Origin of the sequence: Marinifilum caeruleilacunae (assembly GCF_013141825.1) — a bacterium.
In the GTDB taxonomy this organism is placed as follows: domain Bacteria; phylum Bacteroidota; class Bacteroidia; order Bacteroidales; family Marinifilaceae; genus Marinifilum; species Marinifilum caeruleilacunae.
The window spans coordinates 1-12,914 of the sequence record NZ_RZNH01000022.1; the positions used below are offsets into that span (position 1 = coordinate 1).

Genomic DNA, 12,914 nt, shown 5'->3' on the forward strand with positions numbered 1-12,914 from the left:
AATTCTCGTGCAACAGATAGGCAAGATCTTCCTTCGTTCTGTATTTTTAGAACTGCTTGTTCTCTATCCTCAATACTAAATTTGTTTCTCTTTTTTTTAGTCATAAAAACACCCCAAATGTTGTGTCCAACTTTTGGGGTGCAGTTCAATCGGGTAAATGGCTTTTTTTATTTATTGATCTTCGGCAAAATCTTTAAACATTTTCAGATAACTGGCAGTTTGTTTTTTAAAAGCTCCTGGCATTATTAAGCCCACAACTTTCATAAATCCTTTCAGTTGGAACTCCTGTTCGGTTACATATTTGGTTTTATTATCGCCCATAGGCAAAAAGCTTATTTTGGCCAGGTTGTATACTCCTTTAGCTTCATAACTTGCAATAAATTCATCAGGCAGATTCAAAGAAATTACAGTTTCCAGCATTTCGATCTCTCTCTTTCCCTGCTTAAAAATCATTTTCGAAGTAGATCCATTTTTTCCGGGCTCTCCACTCAAATGTTCGATACTCTGCAAACCACGCATCCATTTGAACAGGTTGTCCTCATTGTCGAATAGTTTCACCACTTCATCAATCGGTTTATTAATTTCAATTTCAACTGTATATTTCATGTACATTATTGGTTTTGGTTTAAAGTATCTTTAAGATACAAAAATCATTGCAGATTTCTAAGCAAACCCTTATGAGTAGTGAATATTTATTATCTGTTAATACGCCTCAACAATTAATGGCATACTATTTTCAGTGAGAGGTTCTCTTTTAAAATTACCGTAGAATGAAATATGATTAAATCCTGCATTTTGAAGCATTTGTGTTAAGGTCGATTTTTTAATTGCCATTAGCTCAATACAGTTCTTAATTTTGCTATTGCTCTCCTTAATGGTTAAAATGGTCTCGAAATCCACCTTGCCTTTTTCCGGGTGGTAGGTATAATTACGTTCGAATCGAATTGTATCATTTTCAATTGTTGGAAGGTGATTTATATTCTGATCGATAATCCGATCGTAATTGATGATCTGAAAAAGTAGTTTACCCTCCTCTTTTAGGACTGATTTTGCATTTTTGAAAAACAGTAAAATTTCTTCCTCTGAATTTAAATGTACCAAAGTATTGCCAAAACAAGCAATGGTATCAAATGCTTCTTTTCCAAAAGCTGTTTCAAGCTCCAACATGTTTTGCAGGCAGAAGCTTAAGTGTTTCATGTTTTTCCCTTTTTCAATTGCCTGATCAATCATGCCCTTGTCTAAATCGATACCAGTAACTTTTTGATACGAATTAGCCAACTCCAGGGATAAATCACCTATTGCACATCCAATATCAAGAACCGACAGTGCTGAACTGGGTTTAGAATGCGAATTCTCGATAAAACTGATTTGCATTTTATTCAAAGGGAAAATATGGTGGTAATATTTTGAGATGCTTTGGTAGAAATCCATAGGTGATATTCAATTAAAATGTGAAATTATTAATATTTAGCAGTTGATTTACTTCTTATGCTGTATTTTTTTAATTTTTTCGGATACAAGATAGCTGGCAAAAGCAAAGCTACAAGTAAAAGCTGGTGAAACGGCATTTAAAATATGCAAGGAGTGCTCATCTTTTTCAACAATAAAATCCATTTCCAGTTTCAGGGTTTTCGTATTGAGTAATTGTGCCCTGATTCCTGGTTTTGTCCATGTATCAAAAAGGTCGGGATTGCAATTATTCGATAAATGCTGGGCTAGCTTTACAAAATGCTTCCGATTGTATTTTTTAATTTCCGATATGGCTAAGCGTCTAAAATGGAAAGAGTTGAAAAGAAAAAGTTTGGTTTCGTAGTATATGATTTGTATAAATTCCTGGAAATTAAAGTTTGATAAACCTTTGTAATTCTCCCTCCACAATGCAGGAGTAGCCGTTGGCCCAAGTTTTAACTCATTCTTTACAGTAAGGGTATAATGCACACCCAAGAAAGGATTTAATAAATTTGGAACCGGATAAATATGAGTTTTAATTGTATGATTTGAATTGCTGTATTTTAAATAATTTCCCCTGAAAGGAATGATAATTCGATTCTTTGCAAAACCGAATTGCCTGGCAATTTTATCTGCATACAAACCTGCTGCATTAATCAAATATTCACAAGTGTATTGCTTTTGATTCGTATAAATGATATTGTTTTTCTTTTTTTTAAATTCACTTGAAAACTCGAATTTTACACCGTGCTCTACTAGTATTTCCTTTAGTTTTGTACAAACCAATTTGGGGTCAACACTCGCGGTATTGGGAGAGTAAAGTGCTTTTTGATACGATTTTGCATTGGAATCGATCTCTTTTAATCTCACTAAATCAATTAATTCCACATCAACACCATTCCTCCTTCCACGGTTTTCCAGTTCGTATAAGCCTTGTAGTTCTTCTTCATTGGAAGCAATCACTACCTTACCACAATGGTTTACAGGAATATTATTTTCCTTGCAGAAAGCTTTCATTAAACGATTACCATCGACACAAAATCGGGCTTTTAACGAATCCGAAGTATAATAAAAACCTGCATGCAGAACGCCACTATTCAAACCGCTGGCGTGTTTGGCAACGTCATCTTCCTTTTCAAGAATGGCAATCGAGCATTTTGGAAATTTCTCGCCTAACTCTTTGGCAATACTCAGACCAATAATTCCTGCACCTATTATGATGTAATCGTAATGATATGTGTGACTCATAATGAACCTGGTATTTTGTAAGTACTATAAAAGTTACAAAAAGCATTACTAATTCGTGCAAGAGTGTATCAAAGTGGGTAAAAAAATAATTAATCCAATAATAAATGCAGTTATCGCACTAATGAGAACTGCAGCAGCAGAAATATTCTTAATTTTTTTGATATGCGTGTGTTTACCTGGATGAATAAAGTCACAAAGATTTTCTATTACAGTATTGAATATTTCAGCTACTACAACAAATCCAATTGAGAAAAGAATGGCTGCAATTTCCAGTTTTTTGAGTTTCAGAATGGCTGTAAGAACATACAAGACAAGCCCAATTCCCAGGTGTATTTTTGCATTGTCTTCCTCCTTTACAACAGTTCTGATCCCCACTAAGGCATTCACAAAACTTTTTAGCCTGCCTCTTATGGAAAAAGTAGCCTTCTTTTTCATTTCTCAATTCAATAAGTTATTTATTCGGCACTCACCTGTAGCTTGTACCAATTGATATTTCTCGTAAAATACATGGTTATGGCAAGAATAATGGTCAAGCCGATACTGCCCATTAAGAGTGCGTAGTCTGCCAGTTGCAGAGTAACAAACAAGAAGGTGTAAATGCCCAGAATCGTGGAGGTGAGTATTCCCGTAAATTTTAACGATTTAAATACGCTTGTTGAGTATAATGAGATGAGGAGAGAACTTACACCGGCCGAAATCAGGTAAGCCATATTAAAGTTTGAATGTTCCGAAATCGAAATCAAAAGAACATAGAAAAGACAAAGCGCTAAGCCCACAAGGGTATATTGAAAAGGATGAATTTTTTTTCCGTTTAAAATCTCTACAAGGAAAAACACCAGGAATATCAAAGAAATGGTCATAACGGCATATTTGGCCGATCGAGTTGCTTTCTGGTAATCATCAAGAGGCATTATTAAATCAACGCCAAAACTTGATTCTTGCATGCGTTGGCCCATATTTCTGTCTACCCATGTTTGAGGATAGTTTCGATTTAGTAGAAGTGCTTTCCATTTCGCAGTAAATCCTTCATCGCTTACTTCTCTTTGTTTAGGAATAAAGTTTCCATTAAAACTTGGAGAGGACCATGGAGATTTCAATTGAACTTCGGTTGTTCCGCCTACCGGGATAAAAGATAGATTCTGACTTCCCTGCAAGTTTAGCGCAAATGAAAATGGAACTGATTTGGTATATTCTTCTTCCAGGTTTGGAAGGTCGATGCTCACTCCAGATCTCATCATTTCAGGCAAACGCGAACCGGCTTGCACCTGTAATTTTTCTTTTCCCCAGTTCAGCACAATCTGATCTTCAATCCCCCTTAAATCCGAAATTCCAATGCTTACGAAAGCCTTATCAAATTGAATTTCTTTTAAACCGCTTTTATCAATTTTAGCATTTAAATCGAAAGTACCCGAAACATTTAATTGACTTCGATAAACCACTACCTCGTAAATACCGCGCTTTAAGGTTTTGGGTTCAATGTCTCCATTAATTTTTAAAGCATCTGGCAGAATATAAAGGTGTTTGGTTTGTTGAATCACCTCATTCTCCTTATCGCGATATTCGTATAAAAGGGGAATGCTAAGAACAGGACCATTAATTTGTTGTTCGTTGGCCCATTTCGAACTTACCTCGTTGAGAACGGATCGATTTAAATTTTTCCGCTCGGATATAATGGATTTGATCATGCTCGTAGGAATGAGTAATAAAAGCATCAGTATGGTAATTGTGGTGAGTTTCAGTCCAACCGATTGTTTTAACCAATTGCCAAATTTTTCGAAAGGTGTTTGTTCTGTGTTCATATTGTTGATTTTTAAAAGTACTTTGAAAAACAAAGTAGAATGAGAAAAAAAATTATTTCAGTAATTGCTCTATGGCTTTTATGTGTTTTAAGAAGGCCGCCTTTCCTTCATTTGTTGCGCTATACTTTGTATTGGGTTTTCGGTCTAAAAATTCTTTCTGAACCCTGATGTATTCGCTTTTTTCCAATGATTTAAGGTGACTGGCCAAATTACCATCAGTCACGCCCAATAGGTTTTTTAAGGCATTAAAATCCAGGTAGTCGTTTACCACCAAAGCCGACATAATTCCAAGTCGAATTCGGTTTTCAAAAGCTTTATTTAAATCTTTTAGAATATCTTTCACGACTTGTATTTTACTTCCATTATAATGCCATATACAATGTGGAGAACTCCAAAACCAATGCACCAAAAAATAAGGCCATAACCTATAAAATAAGTCGCGATTAATCCTAATATGATCTCCAATATTCCCAAACTACGAACTTCCGTTAGTGTGTATTTACTCGCATTTACCAATGCCAGGCCATAAAAAAGAAGTGTAAGGGGCGCAATTAATCCTACGTAACCTTTAATTAATATCAACAGGCAAAATGCTCCACCGCTTAACAAAGGGATAAGCAGGTTCATTAATAATCGTTTGGTTTGCGAATCCCAAATGTTTTGTTTGCTACGTTTGGTTTTTAACCTGGTAAAGAAAATTCCTAAACCTACAGCAAGTAGTAGCGTTATTGCACCAATTCCTATTAATTGAATCAACTGGTCCCAACTCAGTAAAGCGCGATCAAAGTTCTGATACCCGGTTTTAGAATAAATGGTAATCCAAGCCACGTAAGCTCCGGCCAATGCAACCACGCCTGCAGCAATTCCTGATAAACCACTTAATGAAATGAATTTTGATGATTTGTTCATCATCTCCTTGATTTCATTTAAATCTTCAATGTATTTCTGTTGATTCATAAAAAGTACTTTGAAATTCAAAGTAAAAATAGATAATTTATTTTATTCTCCAAAAATAAATAGTAAAATCCTTTTATTAATGTCGGTAAAGGCCTTTAAAATAGCGTGTTAAATTCGTCGTAATGAAATTCCTGACTTGCCTTAACTGTATTGCCAACAGAATTTTTACCTCGTAATGGACGAACAGTGTGTGCAATCAGATGGTCCTTGGAAGGTGTCATCAGTTGCTTAATTCTACTTGCATCTGTAACATCATGAGTAGATCGCAACCATTCGTCTGCTTTCTCATCAGTTAAAAGTAATGGCATTCTTGATTCCTTCAGTTTTGGATTGTTGTGAATTTCTGCCATGAAAGGATTTGCTTTTACCGTAACGATGGTGAATGTTTTTAAAATTTCACCCGTTTGTTTATTAATCCAGTTACTCCAAAGTCCGGCAAGAGTCATTGGTTCCTTATTTTCTTTCTGAATGAAATAGGGAAATGTTTTTCCATTTTTATGATGATGTTCATAGAATCCATCAACACTGATAACACAACGATGATGCTGAGCGGACTTTCGGAATGAGGGTTTTTCGAATATGCTTTCACCTCTTGCATTAATGGTTTTCCTGCGAAGTTCTGTGGCCTGTTTTTCATCTTTAACCCAATCGGGAATTAAGCCCCAGGAAGCCATGGTAGGCAAATTGGGTTCATCTCCAGTATAAATCAGTAAATTCGGATGAGCAAAACCAGACACATGATGCCAGCTTGTAATGTATGGCTCCAGTTCTGTTTCCAGTTCACGAATAATTTCGGAATGATTTAACCTGCGGGCTCTTTTGAGTTGAGCTTCCAACTTTGCTTGAATGTCGTAACACATGAGAATAAACAGTTTCTTTAAAAATACTTATGATTGGAGAGAATTTCAACTAAAATACAAGGGCTTTGTATGAATTGATGTTTGACATTATTTAGTACATTTGAGATTCTCATTATTTACCGAATTAAACAACAAACCCATGAAATCAATTTATTCAATTTTTATTCTTGCGCTTTTATTTCTTAGCGCCTGTAATCAACCTAAATCTGGAAATAAGCATGTTGCTTTGGGCGATACCATCCAAACTGAAAGTGGTTTGAAGTATTTCTATATTAAAAAAGGAGAAGGAAGAAAAATTGAGACAGGTAGTAGAGTAGGGACATACTTAAGTCTGCAGGTGGATAATAAAGTGGTTTGGAATACCGATGAGCTGCCCGATTCATTATTTACTTATGTAGCCAATTACTCTCGTTTAATTAAGGGATTTACAGAAATGACCATGCTTTTGCGCGAAGGTGATGAAGTTGTTGCCATTTTACCTGATTCATTGGCATATGGAGCAAGAGGTGCTGGTGATGTGGTTCCGCCACATGCAACTCTAGTTTACGATCAGTTTAAAGTGATTCAGGTTGATGCGCCTAAAAAGTTTTTGTCTGATCTATTGTATGACGATATGAAAGAAAAATCGATTGAAGATGCAATTGCTACTTACAACAAAATAACAGAAGGAGAAGAGGCTTTGAATTACCATGCGGATAGTGAACAGTTGAACCGGGTTTGGGAACAACTGAATAAAGATAGTTTGCATGTAAAAGCAGCAGATTATGCCTTGAAATTTGGAGAAATAGCCAAGGATGACAGGTTGAAGTATAGAAATGTATTATCGCTGGAAAATATGGAAGATTACCACAAGGCAAAAGAGCAATTGGAAATTCTTCTTGTTGGTGATCCCGATAATCAAATGATGCAGGACAAAATGATTGAATTGTGCAAGAAGCATCAGGATAAGAAGTAAAGAAAATATAAATAGATAAGCCCAGCCTTTTGGTTGGGCTTTTTTGTATGTTATAACCTCTCCAGCTCCATCTCACCAAATACCTTCGATGAGACGAATAAATGGCTATTTTCCGATTCTAAACTAAATTCGCTGGTAAATAAATTACTCTGAAACTGCAGGCAATGGCAATCTTTCTGTTGTTCTTTGCTTAAGTATAACTTTACAAATTTGTGAGAGTCCGATTTTCCGGCTTTATCTCCCGATTTAAAAGAGATGTTGATCGACTGATCAGGTTCGGTCCAGAAGAATGAGCAAACTGCCTTGGAATCAACGTCGCGCCATTCTCCACTTGTTATCAGTTTTATCATTTCAAGGTAATTCATCTGTTTTGTTTATCAGTTTTCAACTACTTATAAGTTACGAATTTTGAGGCATAAGTTCAATTCATTGAGAAACTTAACTGGTTGGACTCATAATTAAACAATTTTCACTAACATTTGTTAAATAATTACGTAAGTGTGATTTTATATGCTAAAATCGACTATAAACTTTAGTAATTAAAAACGACTACTATGAGGAATTTACTTTACCACTTTTCAGTGATATTATTGATCAGTATATTATTTGCTTGTTCACGCTCTGCATCAATTGATGAGCAACCTGATCCAATACCAGTTGAAACTGGTTTTTTGAACCTTGAAGTTCCCAATGATTTTGAATTTAAGACAACAGGTGATGTGATGTTGGAAATAACAGATTCTGACGAAGGAGCCTATTACTATATTTATACTTTTGAAGATGAAAGCCATTCCGAAGAAATTACCTATGTGGATGATGAAGGGAATGAGGTCACAGATGCCATCGAAATTGCCGATCACCTGAATTCGGTAAAGATTGGTATGGTCAGAGTTGTGGGAGGGAAAGCAAGTCTGAATATTTCGGTTCCTACAAATGTGAAATGCTTATTGCTTCAGAAACGTTTCAATAAGGCCTTTGTAAATGCTTTTACCGATGATATTCCCAGCCAGCGTCCTTTAAGTTTATCATTTAATGGGAACGATTTACAAGTCAAAACACGAATGACTTCCAATACAAAAAATACAAGTTTAGCAAGTGATATTCTATGGTGTGTTAATGGAAGTGGACAACTGTTTACGGTAAATCCGGATGACATGACAGCTGTTAGAAAACCTGACCTTGCCGAAGGAACCTGGACTGTTGCCATGGATTATCAAAACCATCAGTTCTACACCATTGGTCGTAATAAACCATATAAATTGTATCGATATGATGTTGATCCGGAAAATGACTATGCGGTATCCGAACCAACGATTATTAACAGTGATTTGGGTTTTGGTGGACCTCGATTGGAGTATGCCAATGATGAAGGATTCCTGTATTTCTCGAATAAAGATTATATCTACAAATTAAACCCAGCCGATGGAAGTGTATTGGAAACATTTAATATTGATAATGGATTGAATAATACAAGTGGTGGTGATATTGCCAAAGGTGAGGATGGAAGTTGGTACATGTCTACTTTTGGAGGTTTGTATGCCTTAACTTTTAACGAAGGCTCAAATGAAGTAAATGCAGTGAGAAAAAGTGCAGATAATTTACCATTTACACCAACCTCTTTATGTATCGATACCAAAACTACGCCCGACATTTGGGTGGCCGATAACTTTACACCTTCAAGTTTGTATGTAATGGATACACAGACCGGAGGCTATGAAACCCGAGATCCTGATAACGAATTGGGCATAAATGATTTAACCAAGACCCCATTAGAATATGAAAATGTTGGTGATTCAGATAATGATGGATGTCCGGATGATATTGATCAGTACCCTAACGATCCGGAAATCTGTTTGAATACAGTTACTCCAACAAAGTATGGCTGGGGAAGTTTGGCCTTCGAAGACATGTGGCCATCGAAAGGCGATTATGATTTTAATGATTTGGTGGTGAATTATCGTTATACCATGATGCTGAATATCGACAATAAGGCGGTGAAAATGGAGGCGAAATTTTGGGTAAGACATGTTAAAGGAGCTTCCTTTAATAATGGCTTCGGCATACAGTTCGATAATCTTTTACCATCTCAAATCGAAAGTGTAAGTGGCTACGACATTCGTTCCGATTATATTCAAATAGACCAGGCAACTGGCTTGGAGGCCAACCAGGGTAAACCTGTAGTGATTGTTTTCGATCAGTCGCAAAATTACAGGGATGAAACAAGTGAGGCTGACCCAGAGTACAACGAAATTACCATCAGCATCCGTTTTACAAATCCTATTGCGCCTGAAGAGATCGGAAGCAGTCCTTTCAATCCATTCCTGATTGTGAATGGCGATCGTAAACACGAAATACACTTGCCAAATCAGGCGGTTACTTCATTGGGGAACAATAAACTTGAAGAATCAACCAACAATTTAGATCCCGATGGAGATTATAGAAGCGAAAATGGTTTGCCTTGGGCAATTGCCATCGTTCATGAGTTCAAGTTTATGAAAGAGAAAGTTGATATTCTGGAAGGTTATAATCATTTTTCAACCTGGGCCGAAAGTGGAGGAGAGTTATATCCTGACTGGTACAAAGACAATGCAGGTTATCGAAATAACGACAAGATAAATCGTTAAACCAAATACATAAAACAAACACCCCAAATATTAGTGATTTGGGGTGTTTTATATTTACTGAGTTTCTTTCACCTTTTCAGGCTTCCAGCTTTTTAATTTAATTAAATCGGGGAAGGCTTTGGGTTTGTAAATCGATTTTTCTTCGAATACGCGCAAACATTCCTGTACTCCTTCACTAATACTTGGATGAGGGTGAACATTTTGCCTGATATCCTTTAAGGTTCCCTTTTGTGTTATTTGGTAGGCAATGGAAGTAATCAGGGTAGATGCCTGCGGTCCTGCAGCTCTCATTCCCAAAATTCGATCCTTGCCATCATCGCTTACAATAATTTTGATAAAACCATCTACAGCTCTCATGGCAACGGCTCGGTTCACCAATGAGTTAGAGTAGGTGGCCACTTTGTATGGAATGCCTCTCTTCTGGCAAGCTTTTTCGTTTAATCCAACAGCTGCAACCTCTGGTTTGAAAAACATGAGGGTCGACATGTTTGAATAATCCAACGGATACTCAAGGTTCCCATATAGAGCTTCTACAATATATCTTCCCTGTAGCTCTCCAACCGAGTAGAGTTGTGCATGACCAGAAACATCACCGGCAGCAAATATATTACAGGCTTTAAAATCATCTGTAGCACAAACTTCGTTAATGTTTAGAAAACCTCTCTCGGTTCTGTCAATGCCTACATTTTCCAGACCAATATTATCAAGATTTGGAATTCTACCAATGGCAACCAATGCCACATCAACTTCAATTACTTTGGAGTGTCCATCCTGGTAGTCTAATACCACTTCCAGAAAATCGGGTCGTTTCCTAATGCATCGTAGGTTGGCAGTGTGATGAATGATTACACCATTATTTTCAAGGTTTTTGGAAACAAAACCGCTTAAATCGTCGTCTTCGTAAGGAATTACCTTGTGTTGTCGGTCTAGCAGGTGAACTTCGGTTTGATTGTAATTGGAGAAGATGGTTGCGAACTCACAACCAATGATACCTGATCCAATAATAATCATTCTTTCAGGAAATTCTTTCAGATTCATCACACCTTCCGAATCGATGATACGTTCCTGGTCAATTTCTACATCTGGCATGGGACGAGGTCTCGATCCGGTAGCGATAATAAAATTCTCACCATAAATTTGTTCTGTGTGATTTTCAGATTTGATCTCAACCGTGTGAGAATCAATAAATCGTCCCCATCCATGTTTCAATGTAATATTTCCAAATTCTTCGTGAGGTTCTGCATAGGTTTCTATCTGCGAAAGCATTTGCAATTGCTTTTGCTTGGCGGCTTGCATTATGGTTTTTTGTACCTGCTTGTAATCTACATTTAAGCCCGATGCTCTGTAGCCTCTCATCACCGACGAAGCAATCGAATAATCTCTTGAAAGTTCCCACATTGCTTTGGAGGTAAGTGCTCCGTTCATAATTCCGGCTCCACCAAGGTGCTGCGCTTCGATTAGGCAAACCGATTTGCCAAAATCAATGGCACGCATTGCTGCCGAGAAGCCTGCAGGACCACTTCCCAATACAACAAGGTCGTATTTTTCTATACTCATAAAATGCTGTTGTTTATTGTTTTTGTGCTGAAGCAATTTCGTTTTAAATCAAACGAAACATAGGAAAAACTCAGCTATTTTGTATGCTCCTATGCTTTTCAAGCATTAAGATAGAAAGAATAATTCAACTAAAGTAACTAATGATATGTTTTGCAGATAAAAAAGTCTTTTTTTACGAAATTCATTTGTGAGATATAAAAAAAGAGGTGCAAAATTTTACACCTCCATCTATATTTTAACCATGTTGTGAATTAGTAGGTCAGTTCTCCTTTTTTCAACTGTTCATAGGTGTGTTTGTACAATATTTTATGCAGTAAAAAGGCTTCTTTCAAATTTTCGTTGGTAAACTCTTGATCGTGTTCTATAAAATTTGCCAGGTCCAGTAGAAATTCATCATCGCGCAGATTAGGGTAATCTTGCTCAATCAGGAAGATGTCGGAAAATTGCATGAACGGCATACGACTCAGAACAGCTTTTCTTTGCTCGTTATGGGTATCTAAATCAGAAGCCTTGTTATCGGCAAAATAGAAGTTTTGCAGACTCTCCACAAAGAAATCATCGAAACTTTTTAAAATAATTATACGATCTTTTCTCAGGCGAAAAAGTTCACAATTATCGCTTTCGGGCTGTAAGCTTTCCTCCTTTTCAATTGCCTTACTGATATAAAGATATGCCAGGTGAGCCAGACCAATATTTTCATCTTCATCATCAATCATATCCCAGTGAATCATCATGATAATTGCTTTGCCAAGTTGAGACACGTAAGCGTCGTCCCAAAGGAGAAAAGGGGCTTCTTTTATTGCACCATAAATATCGCGTAAAGCAGATTTGCATGCTTTTATTTTTCCACTTTGTCCATTTTCAACAGCAGATGAAACTAACTCTCGCAACTCTTCTATTCTTTCTGTCATGTTCAAATTTTAGATTTGTTGCAAAGGTAGAAAAATAAAAAAAGCCCGCTAGGGGCTTTTTTATCTAACAAGAAAATCTCAAAGCAATTAAATGATTTCAATATGCTTGTGATCTGTAATTTTTTCACAATAGTGGCATTTTAAAGTAATTGGTGTTTTTTCAATTACCTTAAATCGTGTGGTTACTGCCTCTACATTTGTGATACATTTTGGGTTCATGCATTTTGCAATTCCAACTACTTTATCAGGCGACTCCACAATTTTTTTCTCAACAACCTGGTAGTTTTTAATGATGTTTAGTTTTGCATGCGGAGCAATCAAGGAAATTTTATTGATTTCATCGTCTTCAAAAAAGATATCCGCAACTTTGATAATTGCTTTTTTACCTAATTTGTCGCTGCCTAAGTTGTTACCAAAAGTAACTGAGTTTTCACAAGTGTCTAGTCCTAAGATGTTGATTACCTGGAATAAATATTCAGCTGGAATGTGGTCGATTACAGTTCCGTTTTCGATCGCGCTTACTTGTAATTCTTTTTTTGCGTTCATATTTTGAT

At 36.5% G+C, this 12,914-nt stretch carries 14 protein-coding genes; 2 read left to right on the top strand and 12 right to left on the bottom strand.

The window, feature by feature from the left end:
* Positions 1 to 171: 171 nt before the first annotated feature.
* The 8 genes from ELS83_RS13150 to ELS83_RS13185 form a co-directional block, all read right to left on the bottom strand.
* Positions 172 to 606: an SRPBCC family protein gene (locus tag ELS83_RS13150; protein WP_171596018.1), complete on the bottom strand. Its 435-nt coding sequence runs from the start codon at positions 604 to 606 to the stop codon at positions 172 to 174.
* A gap of 96 nt (positions 607 to 702) precedes the next feature.
* On the bottom strand, positions 703 to 1,431 hold the full coding sequence (locus tag ELS83_RS13155) for a class I SAM-dependent methyltransferase (RefSeq protein WP_171596019.1): 729 nt from the start codon (positions 1,429 to 1,431) through the stop codon (positions 703 to 705).
* Positions 1,432 to 1,479: 48 nt separating this feature from the next.
* Positions 1,480 to 2,697 carry an L-2-hydroxyglutarate oxidase gene (gene lhgO / locus ELS83_RS13160; protein WP_171596020.1) on the bottom strand — a complete coding sequence of 406 codons (1,218 nt, stop codon included), beginning with the start codon at positions 2,695 to 2,697 and terminating at the stop codon, positions 1,480 to 1,482.
* 48 nt (positions 2,698 to 2,745) lie between these two features.
* Positions 2,746 to 3,132 (bottom strand): diacylglycerol kinase family protein, encoded by a 387-nt coding sequence (locus ELS83_RS13165; RefSeq protein ID WP_171596021.1) that lies wholly within the window; start codon positions 3,130 to 3,132, stop codon positions 2,746 to 2,748.
* Between the two features lie 20 nt (positions 3,133 to 3,152).
* Entirely contained in the window at positions 3,153 to 4,496 is a 1,344-nt protein-coding gene (creD, locus tag ELS83_RS13170) for a cell envelope integrity protein CreD (protein WP_171596022.1), read from the bottom strand.
* 52 nt (positions 4,497 to 4,548) lie between these two features.
* On the bottom strand, positions 4,549 to 4,839 hold the full coding sequence (locus ELS83_RS22450) for a transcriptional regulator (RefSeq protein WP_171596023.1): 291 nt from the start codon (positions 4,837 to 4,839) through the stop codon (positions 4,549 to 4,551).
* Positions 4,836 to 5,453, bottom strand: coding sequence for a hypothetical protein (locus ELS83_RS13180; RefSeq protein WP_171596024.1), 618 nt, complete (start codon positions 5,451 to 5,453; stop codon positions 4,836 to 4,838). The genes ELS83_RS22450 and ELS83_RS13180 overlap by 4 nt, the downstream gene beginning before the upstream one ends.
* A 95-nt stretch (positions 5,454 to 5,548) precedes the next feature.
* Positions 5,549 to 6,313 (bottom strand): SOS response-associated peptidase, encoded by a 765-nt coding sequence (locus ELS83_RS13185; protein ID WP_171596025.1) that lies wholly within the window; start codon positions 6,311 to 6,313, stop codon positions 5,549 to 5,551.
* Between the two features lie 139 nt (positions 6,314 to 6,452).
* On the opposite strand from ELS83_RS13185, the gene ELS83_RS13190 reads away from it, so the two are divergent.
* Positions 6,453 to 7,268, top strand: a complete 816-nt coding sequence (locus ELS83_RS13190; protein ID WP_171596026.1) for an FKBP-type peptidyl-prolyl cis-trans isomerase — start codon at positions 6,453 to 6,455, stop codon at positions 7,266 to 7,268.
* Between the two features lie 50 nt (positions 7,269 to 7,318).
* Here ELS83_RS13190 and ELS83_RS13195 read toward each other — a convergent pair whose 3' ends face one another.
* Positions 7,319 to 7,618, bottom strand: coding sequence for a hypothetical protein (locus tag ELS83_RS13195; protein WP_171596027.1), 300 nt, complete (start codon positions 7,616 to 7,618; stop codon positions 7,319 to 7,321).
* A 204-nt stretch (positions 7,619 to 7,822) separates the two neighbouring features.
* Here ELS83_RS13195 and ELS83_RS13200 point away from each other — a divergent pair, with 204 nt between their 5' ends.
* Entirely contained in the window at positions 7,823 to 9,892 is a 2,070-nt protein-coding gene (locus ELS83_RS13200) for an LruC domain-containing protein (RefSeq protein ID WP_171596028.1), read from the top strand.
* 54 nt (positions 9,893 to 9,946) lie between these two features.
* Here ELS83_RS13200 and ELS83_RS13205 read toward each other — a convergent pair whose 3' ends face one another.
* The 3 genes from ELS83_RS13205 to pyrI all read right to left on the bottom strand — a co-directional run bounded on the left by ELS83_RS13205 (position 9,947) and on the right by pyrI (position 12,906).
* Positions 9,947 to 11,449 (bottom strand): dihydrolipoyl dehydrogenase family protein, encoded by a 1,503-nt coding sequence (locus ELS83_RS13205; RefSeq protein WP_171596029.1) that lies wholly within the window; start codon positions 11,447 to 11,449, stop codon positions 9,947 to 9,949.
* A 251-nt stretch (positions 11,450 to 11,700) separates the two neighbouring features.
* Positions 11,701 to 12,360, bottom strand: a complete 660-nt coding sequence (locus ELS83_RS13210; protein ID WP_171596030.1) for a hypothetical protein — start codon at positions 12,358 to 12,360, stop codon at positions 11,701 to 11,703.
* 87 nt (positions 12,361 to 12,447) lie between these two features.
* Positions 12,448 to 12,906 (bottom strand): aspartate carbamoyltransferase regulatory subunit, encoded by a 459-nt coding sequence (gene pyrI / locus ELS83_RS13215; protein ID WP_171596031.1) that lies wholly within the window; start codon positions 12,904 to 12,906, stop codon positions 12,448 to 12,450.
* Positions 12,907 to 12,914 lie beyond the last annotated feature (8 nt).

Coding starts and splice junctions, on each gene's coding strand:
- creD (WP_171596022.1), bottom strand. CDS start 4,496: ATGAACACAGAACAAACACCTTTCGAAAAATTTGGCAATTGGTTAAAA.
- ELS83_RS13210 (WP_171596030.1), bottom strand. CDS start 12,360: ATGACAGAAAGAATAGAAGAGTTGCGAGAGTTAGTTTCATCTGCTGTT.
- ELS83_RS13200 (WP_171596028.1), top strand. CDS start 7,823: ATGAGGAATTTACTTTACCACTTTTCAGTGATATTATTGATCAGTATA.
- ELS83_RS13150 (WP_171596018.1), bottom strand. CDS start 606: ATGAAATATACAGTTGAAATTGAAATTAATAAACCGATTGATGAAGTG.
- pyrI (WP_171596031.1), bottom strand. CDS start 12,906: ATGAACGCAAAAAAAGAATTACAAGTAAGCGCGATCGAAAACGGAACT.
- ELS83_RS13165 (WP_171596021.1), bottom strand. CDS start 3,132: ATGAAAAAGAAGGCTACTTTTTCCATAAGAGGCAGGCTAAAAAGTTTT.
- ELS83_RS13180 (WP_171596024.1), bottom strand. CDS start 5,453: ATGAATCAACAGAAATACATTGAAGATTTAAATGAAATCAAGGAGATG.
- ELS83_RS13190 (WP_171596026.1), top strand. CDS start 6,453: ATGAAATCAATTTATTCAATTTTTATTCTTGCGCTTTTATTTCTTAGC.
- ELS83_RS13195 (WP_171596027.1), bottom strand. CDS start 7,618: ATGATAAAACTGATAACAAGTGGAGAATGGCGCGACGTTGATTCCAAG.
- ELS83_RS13155 (WP_171596019.1), bottom strand. CDS start 1,431: ATGGATTTCTACCAAAGCATCTCAAAATATTACCACCATATTTTCCCT.
- lhgO (WP_171596020.1), bottom strand. CDS start 2,697: ATGAGTCACACATATCATTACGATTACATCATAATAGGTGCAGGAATT.
- ELS83_RS13205 (WP_171596029.1), bottom strand. CDS start 11,449: ATGAGTATAGAAAAATACGACCTTGTTGTATTGGGAAGTGGTCCTGCA.
- ELS83_RS13185 (WP_171596025.1), bottom strand. CDS start 6,313: ATGTGTTACGACATTCAAGCAAAGTTGGAAGCTCAACTCAAAAGAGCC.